Origin of the sequence: Shewanella sp. SP1S2-4 (genome assembly GCF_031932075.1) — a bacterium.
GTDB classification, from domain to species: domain Bacteria; phylum Pseudomonadota; class Gammaproteobacteria; order Enterobacterales; family Shewanellaceae; genus Shewanella; species Shewanella baltica.
This window is the reverse complement of the sequence record NZ_JAUOET010000010.1, coordinates 41,872-55,740: the sequence shown is the minus strand read 5'-3', so window position 1 is coordinate 55,740 and position 13,869 is coordinate 41,872. Positions and strand designations below refer to the sequence as shown.

Here is a 13,869-nt window from a genome sequence, read left to right as displayed (position 1 = left end):
CCCGATTAGTCATCTTTACCCTATAACAGGCATAAGTTAACAACGCATAATTCACGCTTACTTAGCGTTTTATTTGGGTTTAGTGCATGAAATGTCCTTCTGACACACTATCTATTTTAAGGTGCAATCAAATACTGGATGCAGCTGAGCTGTTGATTGAGTCGCAAGGCATCGTCTCTTTTAAGTTTTCTCAACTGGCCAAAGAAGTCGGTTGTTCTACTGGCACCTTGTACAAATTTTTTGAACGTAAGGAAGACGTTTTAGTTTGTTTGTTCCTAAGAAGTGCAACCTCTAATCACTTGCCAATTTTTATTAATAAAAATCCTGAATTAACGGCTAAAGAACGAGTATTGTTGCCAATTCTATTTACCTTTGAAACGATAAAACGCAGCAAAAGCTTTGCAACGTTACGTTCTGTTTCTGTTAATACCATGGTATGGCAACTTGCTAGTGATGAAAAAGTCGAACGCTTTAAAAAGCGCATCAATGCGTTCTGGGGCTGGTTTACTGACTCGCTCAATCTAGCAGTAGAAAAAGGGGAATTAGAGGCGACACCATTACAGGTAAAGGAGTTAGTACAGGGCATCACCTTTTATTTAACCGGGGCGTTAACTCAATTTGAGAGTCAGCTTATCGCGCCAGAATACCTTTCTAATCGTCGCGAAACCTGTTACCGACATTTGGCTAAATTGATGGGGCAATATAAGTGGAAAATGCCCTTAACCCCAGAATTATATGATTCTTTAGAGGCCAGAACGATTAAGTTCTTCGACCAACATTATCGTGATCATATGAGTTGTGCTGCATGTAGTGCGCTGTCTTGTACAAATGGTGTTGAGGGTTAACGGTGATTGAAATCAACAAAGCTCTGTTTCAGTAGATTTTATACTTGTGCCAAAATTCAATTCAGAAGTAATGGCTGCTTTTACGAATAATTTATCAAACTAGTGTGTTGCGGCTCTTCATAGCAATCTAGTTTTTGATCAAACTTTATTATGCTTCTAGATAAAGTCGGAGCGACGTTGGCCTGAATGAAAGTCATCAGGCTAGGTATGCCTGCAAATAATTCGTTCGCTGTTCATATTTTCAGCATGAAATATTCGTTTAAAAAATAGATTAGATTTGCTTGTGCTAAAAATAGTGCAAATTGTACGGTCAAATACAGTGTAAGCTATTGAATGCACAGGCTGCACATTTCGCATTTGCATGTAAATGCACATAAATTATTAGGGTAATTAAAACGTGCAAAATTACATGATTTATGTTTAAATTTAGCAGGTTATGATTAAACGGTTCACTGTCATGGGGTGTCAGGGGGCGGAGGTTCGAATCCTCTCATACCGACCAAATTAAATGCTTAATTGTTAGGCTGTTTTAATTATTAAGATAAGTGACAGTTAAGTAAAAACAAAACCCCGTGGTAGCATTGCTATACGGGGTTTTGTTTTTTTATATCTTTTTTGTAGTCATGAGGACGAACGCTAATCGTTTAAGCTCCAGTAGTCGACGTCATTGGTACCACTAAGACAAAAATCCTCAACGTGAAATGACAAGTTTCACACAGATATTTGAATTCGCCATTTAGCATTTAAGACATTATTGAGTAGGACATTTACCTATGCGCGCGTTTGTTTTACGAGCAAGATCTGCACCTACTGACAGTCAGTTGTTTTTGGCTTCTGTCGGCCAAGAGGCGCACACCGAAATTTTGGCTCATACCCTAATGAACACTATCTTTGTGGCTCAGTCCCATCGAAACGATGTTGTCGTTTATTTGGTGTTAGAAAGTACCCATGATTTTTCTCGCACTATTTGCTTCGATACGCGAAATATTTGCCATATTGGCGGTTTTCACGAACAAGCTTTGCTGACCAAAATTGCCAAGGCCTTAGATATTTCTCGGGGTATGACGAAAGAGCAAACTCGCGTTGTGGACGAGGGCATTACTGTGAGCACCATCAGTTTTGAAAAGCTGGTGCAGGACCTCGCGGTGGATTATCAATTATTTATGATGGATAAGAAGGGCACTTCAATCCGTGAGCAAGAATTTGTGGGGAATCCGTGCTTTTTGCTGACCGATCATATTCCTATGCCGAAGAAAAGTTTTAATACCTTGAAACGACTCGGCGCGCAAAAGATTAGCCTAGGGCCAAAGATGCTATTTGCTTCCCAGTGCGTGGTATTGATCCATAATGAATTAGATATTAATCAATAGCCTCTGAGTCTTATGTATCCGTTGCTAACGCTGACTATCCTTGTGTCGCAACTTGTGTGTCGAACCCCATTTTTTAATGGGGTTTTATATTTTCCCCTTTAAAAATGTGATCGCTTTTTGGGCTCTGCGTGACAAGGGCCATTCCGCGCGGTGGATAAGCCAAATGGTGTCTACAACTTGGCTGCCACATTCAACAACATAGATATCTTGTTGTCGTTCAAAGGCTTTGCGGGCGTATTGCGGGATGACTGTAAATCCTAGTCCTTTCGCGACAGGTTCGAGGATCAGGCTGATTTGGTTAGTAAATCCCCTACAGGGAATGTCTTGAATACCGGGATGACTTGGATATTTACGGCTAAGCAGCCGAGTGGCCATGGCCTCGCCATCGGGATGGGAGATAAACCCTAGCCGTTGTAAATCAATCCACTCATGTTGTTTATGGCTTGCAGGTACCACAAGCTCAAGCGGCTCTTCGGTGAAATGCGTGCTGTGAATACGAGGATCGGATGGTTTTAAGGTTACCATGCCGATTTCATGTTCATTGGCCAACACTGAGGCCACTATCTCACTGTCAGGGGCAAAACGGTGGTGAATGCTTAACGCCGGAAAGGCTTGTTGTAATTCGATTAATAATGGAAAAAGCGTTAAACCAATGCTACCTGGAGTGATAAGGCTAATATCACCGGCATTGGCGTCATCATGGATAAGTTTCTGTTGTAGGCGTTTCTGCGCGCATTCAACTTCTTTAACGTAGGTCAGCAGGTTTTCCCCTATGGGAGTGATTTCAAGCTGGCGGGTGCGGCGTAAAAACAGTGTGCCGTAGGTTTCTTCTAAGCGACTGATATGCTGACTCACGGCCGCTTGGGTGATACCTATGGCTTCGGCGGTGCGGGTGAAATTCCCTTTCTCGACTAGCACGCTAAAGGTGTGTAACCACTGTGGATTTATCATAAGTAAAATTTATCAAATCTATAATCCGTATGTGCTTTTAATTATGGCACGATAAGACTAGTCTGTCGTCATTCAGTATTCAAATACCTTTTGATCTTAATAGACACAGGAAACACCATGGCCGATCTATTTTCATCCTTCAAACTTAAAGACATCACACTCAAAAACCGTATTGCCGTTGCACCCATGTGCCAATACCAAGCCACAGATGGACTCATCAACGACTGGCATCAGGTGCATTACACTGGCCTTGCCCGTGGCGGAGCCGGTCTTGTTGTGGTTGAAGCCACAGCGGTTTCTCCTGAAGGCCGTATCACACCCAAATGCCTTGGGTTATGGAATGACGAACAAGCCCAAGGCCTAGCAAAAGTGGCTAGTGCGATTAAAAATGCCGGTGCTGTTGCAGGCATTCAGATTGGTCATGCAGGCCGTAAAGCGAGTGCCAATATCCCGTGGGAAGGGGATGACCATATTGCCGATGATGACACGCGAGGTTGGCAACCGATTGCACCATCAGCTGTCGCATTTGGCGCAAACTTACCTAAAGTGCCTACCGCTATGACGATTGAGGACATTGAGCGGGTTAAAGCCGACTTTGTGGCGGCAGCAAAGCGCGCTTTAGCCGCAGGATTTGAATGGTTAGAACTGCATTTCGCCCACGGTTATTTAGCCCAAAGTTTCTTTTCAACCTATGCCAATGAACGCACCGACCAATATGGTGGTAATGCCGAAGGGCGTGGACGTTTTTTGTTAGAAACCATTGCCGCAGTCAGAGACGTTTGGCCACAGCATTTACCCTTAACGGCGCGATTTGGCGTGATTGAATTCGACCATAAAGATGAAGAAACGTTAACTGAATCAATCGCCTTGGTGAAGCAATTTAAACAAGCTGGGCTCGATATGTTAAACGTCAGCATTTGTTTCTCGACCCCAACGGCAAATATTCCATGGAGTCCGGCGTTCTTGGCGCCTATTGCTGCGCGGGTTCGCCAAGAAGTAGGTTTCCCTGTTGCGACGTCGTGGGGCATGGATAATCCACACCATGCCAATGCGGCTATTGAAGATGAACAAATGGATTTAGTGATGATAGGTAAAGCCTTTTTAGCGAATCCACATTGGCCATATCAAGCGGCGCAAACCTTAAAGATAGCGCGCCCATCTTGGGTATTACCCCCATCTTACGCCCATTGGTTAGAGCGTTACTCCACGGTTAAAGCCGATTGATTACGAATAGACTTGATCGTGAGTGAGTTCATTGCGAGCTAATTTTATGGTTGATTGGTTTGATTGTGACTTAGTTTTATTGTGGATTGGCGTAAGTTAAGTTCTTAATATTTAGCCCTAGTCTAAAAAGCCGTTATCTCTGGATAGCGGCTTTTTGTTTTGGGGATACGCAAACTCAGGTGGAAGGGGAATCGGTTAATCATCTTGTGATTAACTCTGATTTCTAAGCATTTCTTCTGTCGCTAGGGGAATAAAAAAGCCCCAATCCGCAGGGAGTGGGGCTTCTTCAAGCAGAGGATTGAGATTAGTGATTATAGAAACGTCGACCTTCGCGCATCACTTCAATCAACTCAGGCGCACTCATTTTCTTATTGAGCCTATGTTCATAGTTTTCATCGTAAATACGGTATTTGCCGTGGCGGTCAATCACTGTCACTTCCGCTTCTTGATAGATAGCAAAAATACGGCTATCACCTATGTAGATCCATGTTTCTTTACTCGGTTGCAATAAGCTGCGGCCAGCGCTGTAATCTGTGGTGTTATTGGTGCAGCCGAGCACGTGGGTCATCAAAGTCGGCGCTATGCCGTAATGGCTGGTGCGGTATTTGACCTTAGACGCGCCCGTATTAGGCCAGTGGATCACTAAGGGCACTTTGACACTCTGTGGTGACAGGTTGCGATTCGCTTCGTCACTGTTACTGGTGAACATCTTGCCATTCACCCCTGTGATAATCACTAAGGTATCCTTGGGCACATTGGCCAGCATTGCCTTAAGTTGTTGATCGACAAAATACAGTGATTGGCGATATTGATTAAACAGTACCTTTTGCGCTGGCATAAGGTCGGGATTGGCTTTCACGGTTTCAATGCCAAGGAAACCCACGGGAGTATCGAAATTTTCCGGCGCTTTTAAATTAACGAGCGCAAACCAAGGTTTATTTTGGATGCTGTGCCACTCGTTAAAACTGGCCACTGTGTGCAAGTCGGCATCGGCGCTGCCATTGGTTTCTTTAGCTATCACAGGATTGAAGTCATTAAACATTGCCTGTGAAGAACGCAAATTAAGATTGGTTTCTGGCAGGAACAATCCCAGTTCATAACCCGCTTGCTGGAAGCTTCGGGTCATTAGCGGACTGGTGCTATTAAAAATTCGCGCATCGCCATAACTGCCTTGCAGGCCGTAGAGTAGCGAAAACATGCCGGTTCTAAATTGGTTGCCGCCGCTGAAATGCTGGGTAAAAGACTGGTTACTTTCAGTGTATTGCTGCAAGAATGGCATGCTTTTGCCATCGACCATATCGGCACGCAAACTATCGATGGTGATCATCAACACATTGATTTTAGTGTCAGCTTGGCAGGTCAGTGGTTGCTCTGGATAATTGAGTACACTGGTATTGTGATTGAGATCGTCACCTTGTGACGAGCCATCAATACCGTGACTTTCCATAAAGGAGCGCGCTGTCGCAGGGTATGATAAAGGATAAGTATCATCGAAACGGGTAATTTCAGTGATGTCGGCGGCATCGGCCCAAATGTGGACCAAGTGGCTACTGACAAAACAGATACCCACTAAGGTGATGACTTTATTGCCTAAATTCAGCTTTTGGATCTTCTCTATTCGCTTCCACAAAAAGTTCGCTGCCGTAAGCTCAATAGCAATAATGGCGAGTGGCGTGACGATATAGGAAGTGCCATGGAGCAGGGCATTGAGATCCGCCCAGGCCAAATCGAAGGCGAAGGGGCTCAAGTGCATGCCGTAATCGGCGTAAACAATCGTATCGTACAATAAGATACAGAGACTTAGGGTCGCGATCACCGCCGCGACGCCTCTTAATATCTTCGAATAAGGCAATATCAAGGTCAGTGGGAACAGGCAGATCAAATAGGCGATAAAGGCGAGAAAGCTAAACTGACCAATAGTGCTGACGCTTAGATAAACCCAGCCATACCAAGTTTCTGGATAACCCACGCTGCCAAGATATCGGCTGCCGACTATCATGGCTAATATGCCATTGAAGAAGGCGAACCAATGTCCCCAGTTGATGAGCCGGGAAACCCGATCGCGGCTCATTTGCTTTTTTCGCTCGACCATAGTGATCCGCTTATTCCTAAAAGACCTTGTATCTTATATTCTTTTGACGATTATTACCCAGTTAACTTACTGGGATTTAACCGATTGTGCGAGTGCTTTTGCAAATTGTTCGGCCACGGCTTGGCGCGATTCGCTTGGCACTTTACGTTCTAGCAGGTTTGTCACGCAGTTACCCAATGCCATCAGGCTCAGGTCAGTCGGTGCTTTATGCTTTTCTAACACAGCCAATATTTCGGCGATTAATGATTCAACTTGGGTGTTTGAGTATTTCGATTGGATTGCCATAATCAAAAAATGTTTCACTTTGGAATGGATTAGCGGCATATAATAGCGGATTTATCCCAGTATCACTATCAGGGCTTATGAGTATTAACATCGAACACGCAATTATTCACGAGATTTCTCAGGACAGTCAGGGGCAATTACGCTGCCGTTTGCGTCCTCAACCTCTGCTGAACGGTCAGGCGGTCGAGGTGATGCTCGACGAATTACACCAGACTTATACGGGAAAGGCCGGTAAAGGTTTTGGCTATTTTGGTATCCATGGCGACGACGGTGAGGCCAATCCTGCTTTTGCCAATGCGTTAACTCAATACCGTGGCGGCGATTTAGGGTTTGTGGAATTTTCGGGCCAAGCCAGTAAATTGCTGCAAGAAGAATTGTCGAAGTACGATTTCAGTCAAGGCGGTTTTTTGCTGATGTCTTGCTACACCAGCATCACCAGCGATTATCTGTTTGTCGCCTTATTAAGTGCTAAGTCATCGATGACTGTGCTAGACGATATGGAACTGTCGCAAAATAATCATTTGGATTTAAACAATATCCAACTGGCGGCACGCATCGATTTGACCGAGTGGCAAGCCGATAAAGAATCGCGTAAATACATTTCCTTTATCCGTGGCCGTGCGGGACGTAAAGTCGCCGACTTTTTCCTCGACTTTATGGGCTGCGTAGAAGGCGTCAACACTAAGGCGCAAAACAAAACCTTAATGAATGCGGTTGAAGATTTTGTTGCCAGCAGTGAGTTGACGAAAGACGAGCGTCAGCAGTGCCGCAATAAAGTGTTTGAATATTGCAGTGAGCGCTTCGATGAAGGCGCTGACATTGAGATCAAAGACTTGGCCGATGAGTTAGCCGATCAAGGCATGGACTCCTTCTATGATTTTGCTCGTGGCGGCAGTTATGATCTCGATGAAGAGTTTCCGGCCGACAAATCAACCCTGCGCCAATTGAAGAAGTTTTCTGGTACGGGTGGCGGCGTAACGTTAAGTTTTGATGGCGGCCACTTAGGCCAACGGGTGATTTACGATCCCATCTCTGACACGATTTTAATCAAAGGTGTGCCAGCAAACTTAAAAGATCAGCTTGATCGTCGTCTTAAAGGCGAATAGCACTTAATTCATCCATCGTTTTTTTTAAGCGAACGAATAACTAAAGGCCGAAAGTTTTTACTCTCGGCCTTTTTGCTAACCCAATCACCAAATCACTAAGTGTCGCGCTGACTCAGTTTTAAGTGAGAACTTCTTAGTCAGTGACTCGTTGCCTATGTTAATTATTGGAGCTAAATGGCACAGGACGTGGCGTATCTTTATTCGATGGTGGCAAAATAGGTAGCGTAATTTGCGGCTGATCGCCCGTTAAGGACTCAAGGAAGGCGACCATTTCTTTCACTTCTTGGTCAGAGAGTTTTTGCCCTAATTGAATGTCTGCCATGGTATTCACTGCTTCTTCTAAGGTCCAGACGCTGCCATCATGGAAGTAGGGATAGGTGAGCTCAATATTGCGTAGTGTCGGCACTTTAAACACAAATTTATCAGCTTCTTTACCTGTGACGCCCTTACGACCTTCTGAAGGATTATTGGTGTGGAACGGTTTGATGAGGCCCATTTTCATATACATAGTGCCACCGACGGCCGGGCCGTTATGGCAACTCACGCAACCTTTATCCTTGAAGAGTTGATAACCCGCTTTGGCATTCACACTGATCGCATCTTGCTTACCCAATAAATATTGATCGAACGGACTATTTGGCGTGACTAAGGTTTTTTCAAAGGTGGCAATTGCATCGGTTAAACGGTCAATTGTGACTTTGTCATCGCCATAGACCTTGGCGAAGTGCGCTCTGTAGGCTGGCATAGAGGCGATAGTTTCAGTTGCGAGTTCATGGGTAAAGCCCATCTCTTTCGGGTTGGCGATAGGGCCCGCGGCTTGCTCTTTCAAATCACTGGCACGACCATCCCAAAATTGAGCCAGCATAAAGTCGGCATTTAGCACTGTGGGGGAGTTAATTGGGCCTTCCTGCCAATGGTGACCAATGGATGTGGGTAGAGCATCGACACCACCAGTGGATAAATTATGGCAAGAGTTACAAGAGATAAAGCCAGATTTAGACAGTCTGGGTTCGAAGAACAGCATTTTACCTAATTCAACTTTTTCAGGTTCAGTGATCTTGGCTGCTGTGATCACTTCGATGGGTTCTGCACTGATAGCATGGGCACTGGCTAACATACCTGCGATGAAAATGGCGATAGTTGTAAGTTTGGTCATCTTATTTCTCCCTATATAACCTTGATATTTGTATGGTTTAATTGGGATGCTAGCGGTTAATAAGGCTGAGTGATAATGCTTTGTTTCGATTGGGTCTATCGCTGTTGCGGATTAAGCTTTTGCGATCTAATTCTCTGTTTTTATTCTGTTATTTTGCTAGGTTGAACTGTGTTCCTGTTAAGGCTTTATCTGTTAATCGACAAGGTCGATGCATTGTTGCTTTCTGTCTAACGACATTTGATGGTTGCAATGAGTTACATTGCTGGATTTTCGACTACCTGATATACACATCTGATACAAACATCTGAGACAAAATATTGAGCCGAGTGGATTCATTTGTCGCGACAACAGACGGAATTGATTAGAATCTCTGTTCATGTTGAGTTGACTCGTGTTGAGTGCCTCAAGTTAGCACGTTCGGCCATCGCCAAGCGGTGCTATAAAATTACATAGGTGGACTGTTTTTCTGCCGAGGAGCGTTAATGCAATTGTTTGTCAAAGATTTAACTGTGATCGATTTTTCCTATTTGTGCCCAAAGCGCGGCATGGTGGGGGAGAGTTGGATTGTCGATGTTCTGCTTGAGGGCGGATTAGACGAGCAAAACATGGTGCTCGATTTTGCTAAAGTCAAACGTACGATCAAGCAGACCATAGATGCGGTGGCCGATCATCGTTTATTAGTGCCTACGGCCTGCAGCAGTGTGCGATGGCAACAGCAGGGCGATAGAGTGTGGATGGATTTTGATAGTCAGTTAGGTGAAATTCATTTGGCCTGTCCTTCCCAAGCCTTTGCCTTAGTGCCGACCGAAGAGATTGATATTCCCAGTGTGAATGCCTTTTTACAGAAAGCGTTACGTGAAGCTTTACCTAAGAATGTCGAAGGGATCACGCTCACCTTGAGACATGAAATCCTCGATACGCCTTACTACCATTACAGCCATGGTTTACGTAAACACGATGGTAATTGTCAGCGTATCGCCCATGGACATCGTAGCCCTATTCACGTTTATGAAAATGGCAGCCCAGCACCAAAGTGGGATGAGTATTGGGCCAAGCGATGGCACGATATTTATTTGGGCAGTGAAGAGGATTTAGTTTCAGTTGACACTCTCAATCTTTCGTCGCAAACACGGATCACCGATAGCAGCCACTATGGTTTTCACTATCAAGCGCCCCAAGGGGATTTCCAATTGGCAATGCCAAAGGAATGTTGTGATTTAATTCCCCACGACACCACGGTTGAGTTGTTAGCCGATTATATTGCCACGACATTAGTCGCTAAAGTGCCAGGAAGTCAGTTTAAAGTGGTGGCGTTTGAAGGTGTAGGTAAAGGCGCGATTGTGTCTAAGGGATAAGCGCTAAGTTTGGGTAGCTAAGTTTAGGTAAATAGAGCCGAGTAAATATAAATTACTTGCTGAATGAGCCTCGGCAGATTGTCGGGGCTTTTTTGTGTCATAACCTTAGATAAAGCGCGATTGCTATTGTATGCAATACATCATTAGGTATTTGCGCCGCTGTGGATCGATTTTTAGGGTGGGTTAGGTTAACGTGACGCATGGGGTTAATCGGTCAGAGTTTAGTGATTCAGTGTTAGCGATGAGTCAGTGGTGTGCTAGTGATGCGTTAGTGTCGTGCAGAACGCATTCAATGGGCATTGCCCTGAGTTGACCATCGATAAGATTTTTTGTGAAGATGTTTAGGGCTATGATGTTCGAGGCTAAGATGCCCGATAATAGAATATTAGGAACTCAGATTTTGGAAACTATTGGTTTGGGAAACGTTTCGGGAAGAAATAAGATGTTGGGAAATCGTTTAACGGCATGGTTAACCTTGGGCCTAGTGCTCATTGCGCCTCAGGTGCAAGCAGCGGTGAGTTTACAGGGTAAGTTAGAGCAAGGCGCATTAATGCGGGGTCAAGCGCCAGCGGGCACTCAGATTAGCTTAAATGGTGAAGCCATTAAGGTCACGCCTGACGGTCATTTTGCCTTTGGTTTTGATCGTGACGGAGAACTGAGTCAGCAGTTAACCTTGGTTTATCCCGATGGTTTGACTGAGGTCAAGCCTCTAACGTTAACCAAGCGTGAGTACAAGATTCAAAGTGTCAAGGGCATTAGTTCTAAGATCATGAAGCCCGATCCCGTCGCGCAGGAAAGAGCGGCGAAAGACACGGCGCAGGTAAAAGCGGCGCGGGCCACATTTAGCGAGCAAACGGCCTTTTTACAGGCGTTTATTTGGCCGCTGACTGGGCGTATTTCCGGGGTTTATGGTAGCCAACGTATTTATAATGATGTACCCGGTAATCCACACTTTGGTGTGGATGTGGCGGCGAAAACCGGCACTGTCATGGTAGCGCCCGCCGATGGTGTGATAAGCCTTTCTGTTCCAGATATGTTTTATTCGGGTGGGACTATGGTGATCGACCATGGCTATGGCGTAAGTTCGAGCTTTTTGCACTTGAGTAAGCTGTACGTCAACGCGGGTGAAGCGGTTAAGCAAGGTCAAGCCGTGGCAGAGGTGGGCGCAACAGGTCGTGCTAATGGCCCGCATTTAGATTGGCGAGTGAACTGGTATCAAATGCGCCTCGATCCCACAACCATAGTGCCACCCATGGCAACAGTGCTAGCGAATGAGAAAGCCAGTAAAGCGGCTAAAAAGGGCTAGGTTCGATATCCAGCTCTGGCTCAATTAAATGGCGCTATGATGCGCCATTTTTTATGATTCTTATCGTTAGCACTCAACAAGTTGGATTCTTTATATTTGCTTTCACTGCCCGCTTGCAGGTAATGAGTTTCAACCGCTTAGCTCAAAAAGATTACTTCAATAATGGATGATCGGCAGGTAGCTGGCGGGTGATCCATAAAATCAGTTTGTGTTTCATGTTTGGCCCATCTTCTTTATCTTTGGCCAGTGGCTGGATTAAGTTGTCTGTGACCAATAAACGGTAAATACATTCCACTTTATCTTTGGGCGAGATGCCCTTGTCGAAGTCCGCATATCCGCGTTTTTTGGCATAGCCAATACCGATTTCCATGGCGAACTTCAATATTTGCGCTTCGTTCTTGTGTGGTTTCATTGGCGATCCTCTGTTTGCACATCGAATCCATCAAGTGGACTCGATAATGTACGTCTGATGGCATCTGCGAGTTATACGTCCTAAGTTACGCTAAATATGCTGTTTTCGAGATTTAATTTTGGCAATTTTTGACAAAACTACCAAAAAAAGGGCCTAAAGATGATCTGGATACTGAGTCTGAACACTGAACCTGATTGATATAGTCATCAACAGATTTGTTCGTTAAGACAAGTGCGGTAAGTGCCAATGGAAATCTAAGCTCAATGCTATCTTCTTGCAGATATTAAGCTCGCCTAAAATAGGCTGCCTACGTTTGCTCGCTGGCGATCACTGCTTTTATGCCATGGGGATGCACTTTAATGCACACATCATCGCGCTTAAAGGCAATCGTCGGATTGGCTAAACGCTCTTTATCCCCTTTGGGCGAGCTCATCTTAATTTTTATCCCAGCAAGGGATGCTAAGCTTTGTGAGATCAAGCCTTGTGAACTCAAGTCTGGTGAGCTTGACTGAACGGGCTCTGCAGTGTGCTCCGATGGCAGTAAAGCGCTGAGTTTGGGACATAGTGCGAGCAAATCTTGGCTCAGGGTATCGCACTCTGTCGCTTTTGAATCAATAACTAGCTCAATGTGTTCCCAGCCTTCCTGCGGATAGACTTTGTCGCTGGGGTAGGGAAGTTCGACACAGGCAATGCTAAATTGACCCAGCGTAAGTGGGATATCCAGTTCGATAATCAGAATCGTACGACCATTGATGATATTGTCTGAAATGATCTTACCGACGCGGCTAAAGGCATAGCGCAGCGCATCTGCACTGGCGATGGAATTGACGCGCAGCGCGACATGATCGCAAACCAGTGCTTTATCCGCTAAGTCTAAGGTTTCAAGCAAGGCTAAAATTTGTGCTTCGAAGGCGGGCCAGCTTTGGGTTAATTGCTCATAGCTGATGCTTGTGCTCTGCGGCGTGGCAGCTTCATTGGATGATGACATATAGGCTCCAAGGCATGTGTATTGCCGTTAGTTTTTATCCTTTACACAAAATCACGGGGATAATACGGCTAACGATATGATGTAAATGGCTAAATAAAAACGCCCATTAAGCTGGGCGTGTTTGATGTTGTGACATTATCTATTCGGCGTGTTGCCATGGCTAAGTAGGCTTAGGTTACGGCCAAATTTCAATTGGCGTTCCTTCATCGACCACTTTCCACACTTCATCCATTTCGGCGTTGGTTATCGCGATACAACCGTCGGTCCAGTTGTATTGCTGGGCTTGTTCTGGCGGCAACGGCGACTTAGGGTTCTGACCGTGGATCATGATCATGCCTCCGGGTCTAATGCCTAAGGCTTTGGCTCTGAGTTTATCTTCTTCATTGGGATAGGAAATATGGATCGATTTATAATAGGCACTGTCGGGCTTTTTATAATCTAGGGTATAACGTCCCTGTGGTGTGCGTTGATCGCCTTCCTTTAATTTGTGTCCTGCGGGTAAGTCACCCATGGCAATGCGATATTGTTTGAGTATTTTGCCATCGCGCAATAAAGCCATACTGGATTCGGATTTTGTGATCACCACAAGATCCACTTTACCCATGCCTGAGGCATGTAATCCGGGTGAAACGAGTGCCGCGATAGTCACAGTGAGGGTGGTCAATGTGGAAAGTAGGGTGGCGCGCATGAATTCCTCGAAAATTAACACTAGTTGTTGGCTTTTTTCGGCATCATACCGCAATTTTATCTTGCTGTGAGTAGATAATTTTGAGCTGAAT

At 45.1% G+C, this 13,869-nt stretch carries 13 protein-coding genes; 6 read left to right on the top strand and 7 right to left on the bottom strand.

From position 1 onward, the window contains the following. Positions 1 to 86: 86 nt before the first annotated feature. Positions 87 to 845 carry a TetR/AcrR family transcriptional regulator gene (locus Q4Q52_RS11330; protein WP_259520258.1) on the top strand — a complete coding sequence of 253 codons (759 nt, stop codon included), beginning with the start codon at positions 87 to 89 and terminating at the stop codon, positions 843 to 845. A 773-nt stretch (positions 846 to 1,618) separates the two neighbouring features. Next, the gene (trmY, locus tag Q4Q52_RS11325; protein ID WP_006086220.1) at positions 1,619 to 2,215 is read left to right on the top strand and encodes a tRNA (pseudouridine(54)-N(1))-methyltransferase TrmY; all 597 of its coding nucleotides are present in this window, start codon (positions 1,619 to 1,621) and stop codon (positions 2,213 to 2,215) included. Between the two features lie 84 nt (positions 2,216 to 2,299). On the opposite strand, the gene Q4Q52_RS11320 is transcribed toward trmY, so the two are convergent. Then, positions 2,300 to 3,166, bottom strand: a complete 867-nt coding sequence (locus Q4Q52_RS11320) for a LysR family transcriptional regulator (RefSeq protein ID WP_311990658.1) — start codon at positions 3,164 to 3,166, stop codon at positions 2,300 to 2,302. Between the two features lie 117 nt (positions 3,167 to 3,283). On the opposite strand from Q4Q52_RS11320, the gene Q4Q52_RS11315 reads away from it, so the two are divergent. Continuing rightward, positions 3,284 to 4,390 (top strand): NADH:flavin oxidoreductase/NADH oxidase, encoded by a 1,107-nt coding sequence (locus Q4Q52_RS11315; RefSeq protein ID WP_311990657.1) that lies wholly within the window; start codon positions 3,284 to 3,286, stop codon positions 4,388 to 4,390. Between the two features lie 304 nt (positions 4,391 to 4,694). On the opposite strand, the gene Q4Q52_RS11310 is transcribed toward Q4Q52_RS11315, so the two are convergent. Then, complete coding sequence (locus Q4Q52_RS11310) at positions 4,695 to 6,482, bottom strand: DUF3413 domain-containing protein (RefSeq protein WP_311990656.1); 1,788 nt, start codon at positions 6,480 to 6,482, stop codon at positions 4,695 to 4,697. Positions 6,483 to 6,548: 66 nt separating this feature from the next. Continuing rightward, positions 6,549 to 6,767 (bottom strand): YejL family protein, encoded by a 219-nt coding sequence (locus tag Q4Q52_RS11305; RefSeq protein WP_011847036.1) that lies wholly within the window; start codon positions 6,765 to 6,767, stop codon positions 6,549 to 6,551. A 77-nt stretch (positions 6,768 to 6,844) separates the two neighbouring features. Here Q4Q52_RS11305 and yejK point away from each other — a divergent pair, with 77 nt between their 5' ends. Then, on the top strand, positions 6,845 to 7,873 hold the full coding sequence (gene yejK / locus Q4Q52_RS11300) for a nucleoid-associated protein YejK (protein ID WP_259212567.1): 1,029 nt from the start codon (positions 6,845 to 6,847) through the stop codon (positions 7,871 to 7,873). A 157-nt stretch (positions 7,874 to 8,030) separates the two neighbouring features. Here yejK and Q4Q52_RS11295 read toward each other — a convergent pair whose 3' ends face one another. Continuing rightward, entirely contained in the window at positions 8,031 to 9,029 is a 999-nt protein-coding gene (locus Q4Q52_RS11295) for a cytochrome-c peroxidase (RefSeq protein WP_311990655.1), read from the bottom strand. A 482-nt stretch (positions 9,030 to 9,511) separates the two neighbouring features. Here Q4Q52_RS11295 and Q4Q52_RS11290 point away from each other — a divergent pair, with 482 nt between their 5' ends. Both Q4Q52_RS11290 and Q4Q52_RS11285 read left to right on the top strand, forming a co-directional pair. Further along, positions 9,512 to 10,384 (top strand): 6-carboxytetrahydropterin synthase, encoded by an 873-nt coding sequence (locus tag Q4Q52_RS11290; RefSeq protein WP_106650772.1) that lies wholly within the window; start codon positions 9,512 to 9,514, stop codon positions 10,382 to 10,384. A 442-nt stretch (positions 10,385 to 10,826) separates the two neighbouring features. Continuing rightward, positions 10,827 to 11,690: a M23 family metallopeptidase gene (locus Q4Q52_RS11285; RefSeq protein ID WP_311990654.1), complete on the top strand. Its 864-nt coding sequence runs from the start codon at positions 10,827 to 10,829 to the stop codon at positions 11,688 to 11,690. Between the two features lie 151 nt (positions 11,691 to 11,841). Here the strand turns inward: Q4Q52_RS11285 and Q4Q52_RS11280 are convergent, their stop codons facing one another. The 3 genes from Q4Q52_RS11280 to Q4Q52_RS11270 form a co-directional block, all read right to left on the bottom strand. Continuing rightward, positions 11,842 to 12,102 (bottom strand): DUF5062 family protein, encoded by a 261-nt coding sequence (locus Q4Q52_RS11280; protein WP_106650770.1) that lies wholly within the window; start codon positions 12,100 to 12,102, stop codon positions 11,842 to 11,844. Positions 12,103 to 12,409: 307 nt separating this feature from the next. Beyond that, positions 12,410 to 13,090: a VOC family protein gene (locus Q4Q52_RS11275; protein ID WP_259510553.1), complete on the bottom strand. Its 681-nt coding sequence runs from the start codon at positions 13,088 to 13,090 to the stop codon at positions 12,410 to 12,412. Between the two features lie 175 nt (positions 13,091 to 13,265). Continuing rightward, entirely contained in the window at positions 13,266 to 13,778 is a 513-nt protein-coding gene (locus Q4Q52_RS11270) for a murein L,D-transpeptidase family protein (RefSeq protein WP_106651838.1), read from the bottom strand. Positions 13,779 to 13,869: the final 91 nt, after the last annotated feature.